Source organism: Arthrobacter sp. PsM3 (assembly GCF_030433895.1).
Classification (GTDB): Bacteria; Actinomycetota; Actinomycetes; order Actinomycetales; family Micrococcaceae; genus Arthrobacter.
In genome coordinates this window covers 15,319-30,580 of the sequence record NZ_JARUXE010000025.1, presented here as the reverse complement: position 1 = coordinate 30,580, position 15,262 = coordinate 15,319, and the positions used below count along the sequence as shown (strand labels likewise).

Genomic DNA, 15,262 nt, shown 5'->3' with positions numbered 1-15,262 from the left:
GAGGCCGCCAGTGTGTCAGGGCTGTCAGCGTGTCGTATCCGTAGGTCCGCGGCCGGGCCTTCCGCTTGGCCTTATGGACCGGAGTCCGACGTTTGAGTGCCGTGGAAAGGGCACTGCGGGCATTGGCACGCGACCAGCCCGTGACACCGGCCAGATCATCCAGGATCCGTCCCTTGTCCCTCTTCGACGCCCGCGCGTACTTCGCGCGGGCTGCTTGATGATCTCCCTGCGCGTTGACAACGACAACCCCTGCATGGTCCCAGCAGCACACAGAGCCGGACCACGTTTCGCGAACATTTCCCAGATGAGGCGCGCACCCCATTTCGCGAGCACTATTCGTGTGCCTCGTCGAGCCCTTGACGAGCTCTTGACGAGCGTTCACGTGAGCACGACACTGGGACCCAGTTGAAGGACGGCACAATTTATGCCGCAGCCGAACAACTGGGCGGGCAATGGTTCGCCCGCCATCGCGCCAACAACGGAAGGCGTCCCGGTGACTTCGACGAGGAAGACCGCGCTCGTGGCAGGTATCTTCTACCTGATTACCTTTGTTTCGATCCCCACGCTCACACTGTACGGTCCGGTGAAGGGCCAGGGCTTTATCATCAGCTCCGCCGCCGACACTGGCGCGCTCTGGGGAGGCTTGCTCGAGGTGATCGTCGGCCTCGCCGGAATCGGCACCGCAGTCACGCTGTTCCCGGTGATCAAGCGGCAAAACGAAGCCATGGCGCTGGGCTTTGTCGCCAGCCGCACGATTGAAGCCGCCATGATCTTCGCCGGCGTCGCGAGCATCCTCTCCCTCGTTGCCTTGCAGCAAGCCGGCGGCTCCGGAGCGGACGCGACCTCGTTGACCACTGTGGGCGATGGGCTCGTCGTGTTCTACAACGGAACGTTCCTGCTCGGCCAAAGCCTCATGCCAGCCGTGAACGCCGTGTTGCTTGGGACCTTGCTGTACCGCTCGGGCCTCGTGCCGCGTGCCCTTCCCGTGCTTGGACTCATCGGAGCTCCCCTGCAGTTCACTGCCGTCATCCTGACGATGTTCGGCGTCATCGACCGAATCTCCACTGTGACCCTGCTCGCCGCGCTCCCGATCGCACTTTGGGAGTTCTCGCTTGGCCTCTGGCTGGTCGTCAAGGGCTTCAAGCCGTCACCCATTACGGGCGCAATGCTCGCCACCGCCGCGGTCGCCGCGCCCGCCAGACGAACCGACTCTGACTAGGTCGCCGTGACCATGGGTCTCGACAGTTACCCGGATAGCGACTGAACGGCCGGCCCCGTGCACCCAGGTTTACTCGGCCAGGACGTTGGACTTCCTCGCCGCCTGCTGGTGGGTGTTCCTGGTGACGGGCTTTGGGCACCCCGGAGTCCCGGCCGCCCCCAAAAGTGCGACTTCCGCCGTCGAACACCGCCGTGCAGCAGCAATTCGCTACTGTTCCTGCCTGGCGACGCGCCATGTGCCCGGCGTGTCGGTATGCCCGTAGCGCAGGGCCTTGTCCGGGTCGCGGGAGATTTTGCGCAGCGGAACCCCGCCGGAACAGATCCTGCACAACCCTCGTCCGGTGCCGCTACTGCTGCTGCCCCACAAAACAGTATGGCCCGGCCGATTCCTTGCGTGGAATCGACCGGGCCATACGTTGCTAGAGGCTCAACCTACTGGCTGCTCAACGCGCGGTGCCTCTTGGCTGCTCGACGTGCGCTGCTTTATCCGCCGCCGCACGAAGGGGAAGATGACCAGCAGCACCGCAAGCGCGCTGAGGCTCGTCCAGACCTGCGGGGCGTTGGCGGGATCGAGGGCCATGAGGACCACGATGAGGACCACCGCGGCAAGCACGGCGATGTTGAGCCACGGGTGCAGCCACATCTTGAGCTTCAGCCCATCCCGCTCAGCAGCGGTCATGCGGTTCCGCAGCCGCCACTGCGTCAGGGCCACGAAGCCGTACACGAACATCGCCACGAGTCCCGCGGAGTTCATGATGAAGTCGAAAATGACCTTCGGCGCCACGTAGTTGGCAGCGATCGCGACGTAGCCAACCACGGTCGAGAGCAGGATCGCCTTCCACGGCACGCCGGACCGGTTGCGGTCCTCCACCCAGCGGGGCGCATAACCGTGCTTGGAGAGGGCGAAGAGCATCCGGGATCCGGAGTACAGGCCCGAGTTGAGCACAGACAGCGCTGCGGTGAGCACGACGGCGTTCATCACCTGGTCGGCGGCGGGGAGGCCGAAGCGGCCAAACGCGAACGCGAAGGGGCTCGTCTGGGAGGGAAGCTCGTCCCAGGGAACCACCATGAGCAGGATCGCAACCGAGCCGATGTAGAAGAATACGATGCGCCACACGATGGTGTTCGTGGCCTTGGCGACGGCCTTGGCCGGCTGCTCTGATTCTGCCGCGGCCATGGTGACGATCTCGGTGCCGAAGTAGCTGAAGACCACGACGGCGACGCCGTTCAGGACCGCTGTCCAGCCGTGTGGCATGAAGCCGTGCACTGTCAGGTTCCCGACAGATCCGGTCGAATTCGGCAGCAGGCCCAGGACATAGAGGGTGCCAAAGATGAGGAACACGATGATGGCGGAGACCTTGATCGACGCGAGCCAGAACTCCGTTTCGCCGAACGAGCGCAGGGACATGAGGTTGGTCATGGTCAGCAGCAGGATGCCGGCCAGCGCAAAGCTCCAGTCCGGAATCATGGGGATCCATTCGTTCAGGATCCGCCCCACGATGACCGCCTCAAAGGCGACCACCCCGACCCAGAAGTACCAGTAGAGCCAGCCGATGGTGAATCCGGCCCACTCGCCCAGTCCGTCGCGGGCATACTCCATAAACGAACCGACCACCGGACGGTTGGCGGACATCTCGCCCAGCATGCGCATGACCAGGATGACGAGCGCTCCGCCGATTGCGTACGAAATCAGTGCGGCGGGGCCCACCGAACGAATCACGGAGCCGGAGCCCACAAAAAGGCTCGCACCGATGATGCCACCCAGCGCGATCATGGTCAGGTGCCGCGGACGGAGGGTCGCGTGGGCGGACGGAGCCTGTCCCGCCTTCCGGGATTCGCCGGTGGTGGCTGTTGGTGCTGCGAGAGTCGCGGGGTCTTGCATACGTATCTTAATTCCTAGATTTGGGGGTTGTGATGCCGAACACAATTCCTGCCAAGTGTGCGCGACGGAGTCCCCCAAGGCCATGGATGATGTGCACTGCTTCCCGCGGCGCTCTTAGACACAATGCACAAGTGCCGCCGGTAGGACCGACGGATCCAGGGGCGGAAGCTCTGGTGACGGAAGACTATGAACCGCGCGATTCAGGCGTGGTCTGGCCCAAAGCCACTATTTCGTCATGGAAGGCGAGGTAGAGGTTGGCAATAATCCTTGGGCTCGAAAGGGACCCGCCCACCAAGGTTTCAGCCTTCTTCAAGCGGTACCGGACGGTGTTCGGGTGGACAAACAAGACGCCGGCAACCTTCGCGACGTCCAAGTCGTTCACGAGGTAGCAGATGACCGTCTGTTTCAGTTCGCCGTCGACGTTGAGGGCTGCAACAAACCTATTGAGCTTGTCCCTATCCTGTGGCGTCTGCCGATGTCCAAGGAGCCATGTGGCCGGGTCCACCTCATCCAGCCGGACGATCCCCCGGTAAGCTCCCGAGGCAGTGGTCATTGCGGCCTGGATTTGCCGACGGGCAATCCCGGCTGCTGCTTCTGCTTCCCGGAAAGCGTCGGGGGTCTTTGCGAGATCGGTATAGGGTTCGGACAGGCCGATGAAAACGGCCGTTTCCGTCAACTCCAGCCAGGCGTCCAGGGCTGATGAGTCCGAGACCACCGCATGAAAGCCCGGCGGGCTTTCGGGCGTCCGACCGTTCTCTGCCAGCAAGAGCCCCAGGCCACTAATTTCGGCACCCCGCAAAAGTCGTTCGGACAAGGACTGGCCCAAGGGCTGCTGGGTGAGATTTGCAGCGACCAGGGCGCGTATCGGCGCATAGGGAACGAAGCGGAATGTGCGCATCCGTTCCCAGTGCCTGAACTCGCGAGCCACCGGCACGCCGTCCTGCAGCATGGTCAGCAACTGCGTGTTCTCGTGCCTTTCCCGGGAATCCGAGAACTGAGCGATCCCATGTACCGCGGCCAGGAGCCGCTGTGTCGTTTCCAGCAACACATCCCCGAGATCGGTCAGTACGCGGTGGTTTCTGCTGGCCACGGCCACGGTGAAGCCGTCGCCGCGAAGCACCAGCGACCGTGCCATGACTCCCCACTGGCCTATCACGACGGGATCAGACTCGTTCTTCCGGTTGCGCAGCTCTCTCCAAATCAAGTGTGTCGGACCGTCCCCGGAGGATTCGACGATCTTCCCGGAATCCTCATACAGCACCGCTGTACCCCGGCACGCTGCGGCGAGCCTGACTATGAGGGCCTTAACCGGATTCTCAGCAGAAATGCTCTGCAGCAGGTCATTGCTTAGCCACAGTGCGCGCTTTTGCAGGTAGGCGTCCGGAGATGCCTGCGACTTGTTGATGAAGTTCTCGATGCGGTGGAACGGAACATCCGGCGCCACCGTGTACAACGGGAGGCCGGCCTGCTTGCAGGCCGACACCAGCTTGGCGGGCACCTGGTCAAAGTAGACCCCGACACCGAAGAACACCGCCGCCACCCGGGCTTTCCGCAGGTCATCGACGAGTCGCACAGCCAGCTGTTCGTCCCCTTCGGCATTCACAAACCTCAACCCGGTGGTCAGCAGAACCGTGTTCGGCTCCAGCCAGGCCGCCGGATTGTCGATGTCACTGGTGTGCGCCCCCGTTATGACTGCGGCCGGGCTGCCCGGGACTACCGGGACCAGGCCCAGCAACGCTTCTGAAACCACGTCGTTGAGCGTGACGGCGGGCTTGTCGGGCATGTGGACTCCTGGCTGAAGGGTGAGGGAGGCCCGAGTGGAAGCTGTTTGGAAATCTCACAACGGCCTCTTCCCTTTATTTTAGTTTCACCAGTGACAGAGACTCACGTCACAGCGGAAGGTTGTTGGTACCCAATCAGCATCCTGGAGGAACCATAGATGTCCAATCTCAGAGTTGCAGTCGACGTCGGGGGCACATTTACTGACGTCTGCATTTTCGATGAAGCAACACAACGCATGCGGGTCACCAAGGTCCCGTCGACACCGGCTGACCCAATGCTGGCGATATTGCACGGCGTGGAACGTGCAGAGATCAATCTGGCGGACGTGTCGTTATTCTCACACGGAACCACCGTTGCAACGAACGCCCTGATCACCCGGAACTTTCCCACGGCAGCCATGGTCACGACCAAGGGGTTCCGGGATGTCATCGAGATCCGGGACGGCACGAAGGATGACCTGTGGGACGCCTACAACGACGTAACCGGTCCCTACATCCGCCGCCGTGACAGGTTCGAGGTGACCGAGCGCATTGACTACGCCGGCAACATCGTCGCTCCCTTGGACGAAGAGGAAGCCCGCCGTCTCGCCGCAGTGCTACGTAAGCGCGGCGTCACAACCATCGCCATCTGCTTCATCAACTCCTACGCCAACGCCGAGCACGAAATCCGGATGCGGAAAATCCTGGAAGAGGAACTTCCCGACGCCACCGTCTCCACCTCGGCCGAGATCCTGCCCGAAATCTTCGAGCATGACCGCTTCAACACCGCCGTCGCCAACGCCGTACTGGGCCCCCTGGTGTCCGGCTACGTCAGCCGCCTCGCCGACGAGCTCGAAAGCGGCGGTTACGACGGCGACCTGCTGCTTCTGCACTCCGGCGGCGGTTCCATGACCCCGCGCATGGTCAAGCGCTACCCCGTGCGCCTCGCCGCGTCGGGCATCGCAGCCGGCGCCATCGCGGCCAAGCACATCGCCCAGCAGTGCGGCTTCGAAAACGCCGTGAGCCTGGACATGGGCGGCACGTCCACCGACATTGCGCTGGTCTCCGACGGTGAACTCCGCATCACCAAGGAATGGCAGGTTGAATACGGCCACCCCATCGTGTTCCCCAGCATCGAAGTCCTCACCATCGGCGCCGGCGGCGGCTCGATTGCGCACATCGACATTGCCGGTTCGCTCCGCAACGGCCCGCAGTCCGCGGGCGCCGACCCTGGCCCCGCCTGCTACAACATGGGCGGCGAGGACCCGACCAACTGCGACGCGAACGTGGTCCTGAACAGGCTCGGATCCACCCTGGCCGGCGGCGCAAAGACGCTGGACCGCGGACTCTCGCAGTCCGCGATTAAGCGTGCCATTGCGGAACCTTTGGACATGAGCGAAGCGGAGGCCGCACACGCCATCCTCCAGGTGGCGAACGCCAATATGGCCGACGCCGTCCGCCTGATCTCCATCCGGCGCGGCTATGACCCCCGCGACTTTGCGCTGATCGCCTTCGGTGGCGCCGGCGCCCTGCACGGCGCCGAGGTGGCCAGGGAACTGAACATCCCCACCGTCGTAGTACCGCCCAACCCCGGCGTCACCTCGGCCCTGGGCTGCCTCCTGGTGGACATCAGCCACGACCTGTCCGCGATGTACACGGCCGTTGCCGCCGAAGCCGACGCCGAGGACCTGGAGAGCAAATACAGGGCCCTCGAAACGGAAGCCACCGCCCGGCTCCGGCACGAAGGCGTATCCGAGGAGAACTCGATCCTGCAGCGGATCATCTCCATGCGCTACCAGGGACAGTGGCGTTCAATGGCCGTGAACATGGGAACCGGCGACGGCGCCCTGGAAGAAGCCATCCAGAGCTTCCACCAGCAGCACGAGCGCGAATTCGCGTTCCGCCAGGATGACCAGCCCGTGGAAATCTACCAACTGCAGCTGTCCGCAGTCGGCAAGACGCCCAAGCCCTCCTTCGCTCCGGCGACGGAAAGGGTCTCCGGACCCGGCGAGCCCGATTCGGTCCGGCCGGTGTACTTCGGCAAGGACGGCTGGGTCGAAACGCCCGTCTACGACCGCACCAAGCTCGGCGCCGGCGCGAGGTTCGAAGGTCCCGCGATCATCGACCAGCTTGACTCCACGACGGTGCTGCCCCCGCGCACCACCGCCGAAATCGACGAGTGGCTCAACATCCGGATCCACCTCACAGAGTTCAAAGACCAGCAGGGAGCCTCATCATGACCGACGTGATCACCATGCCAGACCTCCATGCCGCCCATACCGATGCGCGGCAGGCATCAGGGCTTGACCCCGTGACGTTCGAGGTGCTGAAAAACGCCTTCGTCACCAGCGTCGACCTGATGAGCGAGCAGATTCTCCGGACCTGCTACTCCTTCGTCATCTACTCCCGCGACTTCTCCTCCGCCCTCTGTGACGCCACCGGAAACACCGTCATGCAGGGCAGCGGTGACATCGCCGTGCACGTCGGCACCCTGCACTTCCAGTGCAAGGCGGTCATCGAGGAATTCGGCAAAGACATCCACCCCGGGGACGTGTTCGCCATCAACGACCCCTACCGGGGCGGCACGCACTTCAACGACGTCAGCTTCATCCGGCCGATTTTCTCCGCCGGTGAGGTGATCGCTTTCGCCCAGAACAAGGGCCACTGGGCGGACATTGGCGGCAACGTTCCGGGTTCGTTCGATGTCAACGCCAAGGAGCATTTCGGCGAAGGCCTGCGGATCACCCCCGTCCGGATCTGGAGCAAGGGCGTCTTCCTGCACGACGTCGCCCAGCTCCTGGTCTCCAACACCCGGGCCCCGCGCCAGGCCATGGGTGACCTCCAAGCCCAGTCAGAAGCGACCGCCGTGTGCGAGCGCGAAATCCACCGCCTTGTGGCTAAGTATTCGAAGACAACGGTCGTCGCCGCGATGCAGGAAACCCAGGACTACGTCGAAAGAACCGTCCGACGCCGGCTCGAGCACCTGCCGCAGGGGCAATGGGAAACGACCGACTACATCGACTTCGATCCGGGCAAGGGCGAGGGCCTGGTGCCCATCAAGATCAAACTAACCCTGGATGGGAAAGGAATCCACTACGACCTGACCGGTTCCGCGCCCGCGGTGGAAACCTTCCTCAATTCCGGTTACGGCACCACCCACTCGGCCATTTACGCCGGCACGAAGACATTCTTCCCGGACGTTCCGTTGAACTCCGGCTTCTACGCCGCCGTCGATGCGGAAATCGGGCCCGAGGGCACCGTGGTCAACGCCGGCTGGCCTTTCGCGGTCACAGGGTTCTGCTCCGGCCCCTACGAAAAGCTGATGAACGGGATCTTCGAGCTGTGGTCCCAGATCATGCCCGAGCGCGCCATGGCATGTGCGTTCAACCTCGAGTATCTCCTGGTGGGCGGCCGTGACGGCCGCACCGACGATAACCCGTACTTCATGTGGTACGACTGGATGGCCGGCGGCTGGGGCGGCCGGGCCTCCAAGGACGGAGCCAGCGCCACTGCCCCGGTCTTCGGCCCCGGTCTGGCGGTCCAACCTATCGAAGGCCAGGAGCGGCTCTCCCCCGTCCTGACCACGGTGCACCAGATCGCCACCGACTCCGGCGGCCCCGGGAGATTCCGCGGCGGCCTGGGCATCGAAAAGGGCGGCACCCTGGTCGACGCGACAAAGACCGTGATGAGCTACTGCTGCGACCGGGCACGCTCCATCACCTGGGGCATCGAAGGCGGCCTTCCGTCCATCCCGCACGGTGTGTGGATGAACAAGGGCACTGATCAGGAAAAGTTCCTCGGTTCGAACTTCTCAGCTGTTCCGCTGCGCTCCGGGGACTCGTTCACACGCCCGTCCGCTGGTGGCGGCGGCTACGGCGATCCCCTGGAACGGCCTTTTGAGGAGGTCCTCGAAGACGTCATCGACGAGTATGTGTCGATCGAACGGGCAGCCAAGGACTACGGCGTCGTCATCCGCGAAATCGACCGCGAACTGGACCAGTTCGAGATTGACCATGCAGCCAGCACCGCGCTGCGCCAGCAGATCCGCGCCGACCGCCCCGGGTGGCTGACCGCCGATCCTGTGGTCGTGGCGGAGAAGTACCGCACCGGAGAGGTGGACATGCTCGATGTGATCCGCCGGCACGGCGTGATCCTGGACTGGGGCACCGGGGAACTGTTCCCGGAGACCACCTCTGAGTTCCGCAAAAGCATGGAGAAGCGCTCCTCGTCCCATTGGCACTAAGCGCATTCTGACCGACCCCGGGCCCGCCGACGCTGACCGCATCGGCGGGCCTGGCACCTCATTGCCCTGCATCGCGATGGATCCGTGACCACGGTGGGGGAAGCACCCAGTTTTGCAGGAAGCGAACCCGGCCCGAACCCCGCATGCCCGGGCCAGGCGTTCCTTCCAGAGCATTCCGAGGCTAAGCCTCACCCTCCCTAGCTTCTTCAACAGCTGTGAAAGGTGCGAAATTGTCGTACTCAAACTATGTCCTTCCGGCCAGCATGCGTGCCGGAAGATGGTCCCTCACGATGGCTTGGTGGGCGGTATTCTCCGCCATGTTCTGGATCTACGTGGCTGTAGCTTCGGCAGGAGCAGTTGGCGTCGTGAACACCCTGATTGGCATGGCGCTCACCATCGTCACCTACGGCGCCATCAACAAGGTCCTCTCGCGGTATGCGGCGCGGACCGGGCTCACTGTCAGCCTTTTCTCCCGCACCCTTTTCGGCCTGGTCGGCTCCGCCCTGGCATCGCTGATCTTCGCAGCCACGGCCATCTACTATGCGGTGTTCGAAGGATCCATCATTGCCGTTGCCTTCCACGAGTTCTTCGGTGGGAGCATCGTCGTCTGGTATGCCGTGGTGGTGATCTACGCCATCCCACTGGCCCTGGGGGGCGTGCAGAACTGGTTGGACAAACTCAACGGTGTCCTGCTCCCGCTTTATGTTGCCGGCCTGATTGCGGTGGTCGTCGCGGCCACCCTCATCAGGGGCGTACCCACCGACTGGATTGGCCAGGCCGCCGTCTCGTCCGCACTGCCGGGCTGGCTGACTTCTTACCTTATCTACATGGGCGTCTACATCATGATGATGTACACCTTCGACTATGCCCGGATGGGACGTAAGCAGGACGAGAAGTTCCTGGGAACCGTGACATTCGGCTGGGTCTTCTATGCATTCACGTTCGGACTGAACGGGCTGGTTGGCATCTACATCATGAGTGCATGGCGAATTGAAGCCTCGGAAACCGGAGTCGTCCAGGCCTTTATCTCATCGCTGGGGATTGTCGGCCTGCTGGTCATCCTCATTTCACAGACCCGCATCAACACGGCAAACTACTACCTCGCATCAGAAAACATCTCGGCGTTCGCCAGCCGGGTGTTCCGGCTGGACCTGCCCCGCTATATCTGGGTTATCGTCACCGGCGCCCTGGCCTTCCTGCTGATGCTCACGGACGTTTTGAGTTACCTTCTCAAGGCCCTGGCCTGGCAGGGTGTCTTTGTCACCGCGTGGGTTGCCATCGCACTGGTATTCATCGGCCTGAACTGGAAAGCGCAGGATCAGGTCCCTGATATCCGGCCGGCCAATCTCAAGGCGATCAGCCCCGGAGCGGTCGCATGGGTGTTTGCTTCAGCAGTGGGAATTGCACTCACCGAACAAACAGCGTGGCCGGTGGTTTCCCAGCTCACACCCCTGATCACCATGGCGTTGGCGGCGGGCGTGTACTACGGCGCCTACAAACTCTCACCGCCGCGTTTGATCAGTTCCGCAGCGACCGTTGACCCGGCCGATGAAGAGCTGGATCCTGCCCTCACACATTAGGGTTGGTCCTTAAATCCAGGCGGCCCCGGCAGTCATTACTGCCGGGCCCGCCTGGTTCTTGTTGCTGTTTCACGGTGCTCCAGCCGTTTCACGGCCCGCCGCGAACCCTTGTCCGTCAGATTGCGGTGTATGCCGGCATTGACTCCCCGGCGCGGGCCGCGATCTTCGCCGCGGTGCCACGGCCCATCCGCACGGCCCCGTCCACGTGCTGGTAGCCGGCGGCCGCCAGGTCGGAGGAAGCCCAGTAGATCGGTCCCACGGGTGTGAGCTGGTCCGCGCCGTAACGGTGCAGGCCGCCCAGGTCGTAGCTGGAGGCATAGGCGCCGCGGGTCCACTCCTCCGATCCCCAGTCGGATTCGTAGTACACCGCAGGCTCCAGTGCCTTCGGCCCCAGCGACTTTGCGAAGTCTTCCAGGATCACACGGCGCCGCTCGTCAGCGCCCAGCGCGAACATGGCATCGGCTTTCTCATCCGGCACGAAGGCGACCAGCGTTCCGCGCGGGTCCTCGTGGTTGGTGTTGTCATAAATTTCCTGCACCATCAGGTCCGGGCTGAAGCAGGTGCCGGACAATCCTTCGTCCCGCCAGAACGGTGCGTCATAAACGGCATGGACCTTGATGACCAGCCCCAGGGACTGGTGTTGGTGCATCTGGTGCTGCCGGCGCGGCAGGGGCGGATCGAAGGAAACCCGGGAATAGAGGTTGGGCGGAACGGCCATGATGGCGTACCTCGCCCTGACGGTCGCCTTCTTTGACACGGCGGTCACGCCGGTGCCGTCCCCGCTCTGCCCCCATTGCAGGGTGCGGACCGGAGAGCCGAGTACGACGTCGTCGCCCAGTTCCGCGGCGATCGTTTCGGAGAGCCGCTGCATGCCGCCCACCACCCGCTTGTCCAGAAGCAGGTCCTCATCGACCAGATTGGAGAACGAGCCCGCGGACGCAGCCATCAGGATGGCCTGCAGGACGGAGAAGGAGTGGGCAGGTTTGGTCAGCATGCCTCCGGCGAGGAAGTGTCCGATGTTGGCACAGGCTTCCTCGTCCGTGGAATGCTGGCGCAGCCAGTGGTGCAGGGAGATGGTGTCCAGTTCCCGGGCTCTGGGGTGGGCCCACGGCTCGGCGGCGCCGACGTCGGCCGCGAGCTCGTCCAGGATCTCGATCAGGCGCTGGATCTCGCGCCCGGTCTGCTCCGGAACCGGGAACATGTCCCCGGCGTACTCGGTCCGTTCGCCCTTCGGAGACACGTACACGGATTTTCCCTCGCGGTACCGGCTGAAGGTTTCCAGTCCGAGCTCGTCCAGGATGGACGTCAGCGCGTCCTGGTCCGGGGAGATCCACTGGCCGCCGATCTCCAGCACAGCGCCGTCGATGGTGTCCGTCCAGGTCCGGCCGCCTACACGGTCGCGGGCTTCCAGGACGGCGACGGTCAGGCCGGCGGCTTTGAGGTCACGGGCCGCTGTCAGCCCCGTGACGCCGGCGCCGATGATGACGACGTCGCGGTCAAGAGTGTTCACTTTTTCCTCGGTTTTCATGGTCGTGTTCATTCCTTGTCATGGGCTTGGGTGGGGGCCGCGCCGGCCAGGACCGGAACTCCGCTGGTGGGGCGGTCGCGGTCGTCGATGTCGGCGCTGACCTCGATGTCAGCGGTGACCCCGACGTCCGCGGTCTCTTCTTCAAGCACAAAGTCCGCGACCTTCAGACGGAAGCCCTTGGTGAGTACCGCGAGGTACACCACGCCGGCACCGGTCCAGATCAGGCCGAAGGTGAGCGCTTCCGGATGCAGGAAGGCCCACAGCACCCCGGTCATGCCCGCTCCGATCAAGGGCAGCACCAGATAGTGGAATACGTCCTTTGGGGTGCGGTACCGCTTCTTGCGGACCACGAAGTAGGCGATCACGGAGAGGTTTACGAACGTGAAGGCGATCAGTGCGCCGAAGTTGATCATGGACGCCACCAACTCCAGCGACGGCGTGATCGCCAGCAGCGAGACCACACCCACCAGTGCCACGGTGAAAACCGGTGTCCGGAATGTCGGGTGGACGTAGGCGAAGAGTTTGGCGGGGCGCAGCACGCCGTTGCGCCCCATCACGAAGAGCAGGCGCGACACGCTGGCGTGGGAGGAGAGGCCGGACGCGATGGTGGCCGCGAACGCTCCGGCCAGGAACAGCAGCTGGAAGACCTGCCCGCCCACGTAGAGCGCCATTTCCGGCAGGGTGTCGTCGGTGACCAGGAATTGGTCCACCGTGGGGAACACGGACTGGCCAAACCAGGCCGCCAGGAAGAAGATGCCGCCGCCGATTCCCAGGGTGAGCAGGATGGCCCGCGGCATGGTCTTGGGGTCCTTGGCCTCCTCGCTGTACATGGTGATGGCGTCGAAGCCGATGAAGGAGAAGCACACCACGGTTGCTCCGGTGAGGATCGCCGCAGCCTTGATGCCGTCGTTGAACAGCGGCGCAGTGGAGAAGATGGTGCCTTGTCCCATTCCGTTGGACAGTTGGATGGCGGCCAGGGCAACAAACGCGACAATCAGTGCGATCTCGAAGACCACCAGCGTGGAGGTGACCTTGGAGGTTGAGGTCATGCTGCGCAGGTTGATTCCGGTGATCAGGGCGACGTACAGCACCACCCAGATCCAGCCCGGAACGTCGGGAAACAGGGCCTCCATGTAGATGCGGATGAGCAGCGCGTTGACCACCGGCAGCAGAAGGTAATCCAGCAACGCAGCCCAGCCCACCACGAAGCCGAGCCCGGGGTGCATGGTCTCGCGGGTGTAGGTGTACGCCGATCCGGCGGCCGGGAAGACCGCCACCATTTTCCCGTAACTGAGTGCGGTAAAGAACATCACCACGGTGGCCACCAGGTACGCCATCGGGACCAGGCCGCCGGTTTCCGTGGAGACAATGCCGAACGTGTCAAAGACCACCGTGGGGGTCATATAGCCCAGGCCCAGGCCCACAATGGCCCACATTCCCAGGGAACGCTTGAGCGATTTTTTCGGTGCCATGGAGCTCACTTCCTCAACGTGGATTCGACGTCCGCGGGTGCGGCGGTGCCCCGGTGTTCCCGCAACAGCGCGGCAGTCTCCACCGGGGTCTGTGCGTTACCCACGGCTGTCGGAACCGATGTAGCTCATGACGTGCTTGATCCGGGTGTAGTCCTCCAGGCCGTACATGGAGAGATCCTTGCCGTAGCCGGACTGTTTGAAGCCGCCGTGCGGCATCTCGGCGACCAGCGGGATGTGGGTGTTGATCCAGACGCAGCCGAAGTCCAGCTTCTTGGCGAACTGCATGGCACGGGTGTGGTTCTGGGTCCAGACGGAGGACGCCAGGCCGTAGTCCACGTCGTTGGCCATCTGCAGCGCCTGGGCGTCGGTGGAGAACTTCTGTACGGTCACGATCGGTCCGAAGACTTCTTCCTGCACCAGCTCGTCGTCCTGATTCAGGCCGGACACCACCGTGGCTTCGTGGAAGTAGCCCACGGTGCCGTGCCGCTTGCCGCCGGTTTCGACGACGGCGTGATCGGGCAGGCGCTTGACGAACCCGGCGACCCGTTTGAGGTGTTCGGCGCTGCTGAGCGCTCCGAAAAGGACGCCTTCTTCGTCCGGGGCGCCGGTCCTGGCGTTTTTCCGGACTTCGGCGGTGAAGGCGGCCACGAACTCGTCGTGGATGCTCTCGTGCACCAGCAGGCGCGTCGCCGCCGTGCAGTCCTGGCCGGCGTTATAAAACGATGCCGGGACGATGCCCTCGACGGCCGCGGTGATGTCCGCGTCGCTGAAGACGATGACGGGGGCCTTGCCGCCAAGTTCAAGGTGGACCCGCTTGAGATCGACGGCAGCGGCTCCGGCCACCTCCATGCCGGCGCGGACCGATCCGGTAATGGACACCATGCCCGGAACCTTGTCCGCCACGAGGGCCCGGCCGGTGTTCCGGTCACCCAGGACCACGTTGAAGGCGCCGGCGGGGAGGAATTCGCTGGCCAGTTCGGCGAACAGCAGGGTGGAACTGGGTGTGGAGTCCGAGGGTTTGAGGACCACGGTGTTGCCGGCGGCCAGCGCCGGGATGACCTTCCAGGTGGCCATCATCAGCGGGTAGTTCCACGGGGCCACCTGGCCGATCACGCCGATGGGTTCACGGCGGATGGAGGAGCTGTGGTCCGTCAGGTACTCGGCCGTAGCCCGTCCCTCCAGGGTCCGGGCGGCACCGGCAAAGAAGCGGATCTGGTCCACCAGGACATCGATTTCGTCCGAGACGATCCCCCCGCGGGGCTTGCCGGTGTCGGCGCATTCCAGGTCGGCGAGGTCCTCGGCGCGGCTCTCCACCGCGGCGGCGATGCTGAGCAGCGCCCGCTGGCGTTCCCCCGGTGTGGTCTCGCCCCAGGTTTCGAACGCGGCCGCGGCGGCAGCGTATGCCGCGGCTACGTCCGCCGCATTGGAAATGGGGGTTCTGGCGATGACCTCTTCGGTGGCCGGATTGATAATGTCCAGCCTTTCCGCAGAGGAAGATTCGACATACCGGCCGTCGACGAAGTTGTGTAGCTCGCGCACACTCATATGGGTTTCCCTTCCAAAAGACATCAATCAGGAC

General features: G+C 63.7%; 9 protein-coding genes. 4 read left to right on the top strand and 5 right to left on the bottom strand.

Going from position 1 to position 15,262, the window contains the following annotated elements; genetic code table 11:
- The first annotated feature begins 424 nt into the window (after positions 1–424).
- Positions 425–1,219: a DUF4386 domain-containing protein gene (locus QCD75_RS14080; RefSeq protein WP_301229604.1), complete on the top strand. Its 795-nt coding sequence runs from the start codon at positions 425–427 to the stop codon at positions 1,217–1,219.
- A gap of 426 nt (positions 1,220–1,645) precedes the next feature.
- Here the strand turns inward: QCD75_RS14080 and QCD75_RS14075 are convergent, their stop codons facing one another.
- Positions 1,646–3,100, bottom strand: coding sequence for an amino acid permease (locus QCD75_RS14075; RefSeq protein ID WP_301229602.1), 1,455 nt, complete (start codon positions 3,098–3,100; stop codon positions 1,646–1,648).
- 184 nt (positions 3,101–3,284) lie between these two features.
- On the bottom strand, positions 3,285–4,883 hold the full coding sequence (locus QCD75_RS14070; RefSeq protein WP_301229600.1) for a helix-turn-helix domain-containing protein: 1,599 nt from the start codon (positions 4,881–4,883) through the stop codon (positions 3,285–3,287).
- A 156-nt stretch (positions 4,884–5,039) separates the two neighbouring features.
- Between QCD75_RS14070 and QCD75_RS14065 the strand changes: the two genes are divergently transcribed.
- The 3 genes from QCD75_RS14065 (at position 5,040) to QCD75_RS14055 (ending at position 10,683) form a co-directional block, all read left to right on the top strand.
- Positions 5,040–7,100 carry a hydantoinase/oxoprolinase family protein gene (locus QCD75_RS14065; RefSeq protein ID WP_301229598.1) on the top strand — a complete coding sequence of 687 codons (2,061 nt, stop codon included), beginning with the start codon at positions 5,040–5,042 and terminating at the stop codon, positions 7,098–7,100.
- Positions 7,097–9,103, top strand: a complete 2,007-nt coding sequence (locus QCD75_RS14060) for a hydantoinase B/oxoprolinase family protein (RefSeq protein ID WP_301229596.1) — start codon at positions 7,097–7,099, stop codon at positions 9,101–9,103. The genes QCD75_RS14065 and QCD75_RS14060 overlap by 4 nt, the downstream gene beginning before the upstream one ends.
- Before the next feature lie 230 nt (positions 9,104–9,333).
- Positions 9,334–10,683: a purine-cytosine permease family protein gene (locus QCD75_RS14055; RefSeq protein WP_301229594.1), complete on the top strand. Its 1,350-nt coding sequence runs from the start codon at positions 9,334–9,336 to the stop codon at positions 10,681–10,683.
- A gap of 115 nt (positions 10,684–10,798) precedes the next feature.
- Here QCD75_RS14055 and QCD75_RS14050 read toward each other — a convergent pair whose 3' ends face one another.
- The 3 genes from QCD75_RS14050 to QCD75_RS14040 form a co-directional block, all read right to left on the bottom strand.
- A complete protein-coding gene (locus tag QCD75_RS14050) occupies positions 10,799–12,193 on the bottom strand; it encodes a flavin monoamine oxidase family protein (protein WP_301229680.1) in 1,395 nt (464 codons plus the stop codon).
- Positions 12,194–12,219: 26 nt separating this feature from the next.
- Positions 12,220–13,683 (bottom strand): APC family permease, encoded by a 1,464-nt coding sequence (locus tag QCD75_RS14045; RefSeq protein ID WP_301229592.1) that lies wholly within the window; start codon positions 13,681–13,683, stop codon positions 12,220–12,222.
- A 96-nt stretch (positions 13,684–13,779) separates the two neighbouring features.
- Positions 13,780–15,228 (bottom strand): aminobutyraldehyde dehydrogenase, encoded by a 1,449-nt coding sequence (locus QCD75_RS14040; RefSeq protein WP_301229590.1) that lies wholly within the window; start codon positions 15,226–15,228, stop codon positions 13,780–13,782.
- Positions 15,229–15,262: the final 34 nt, after the last annotated feature.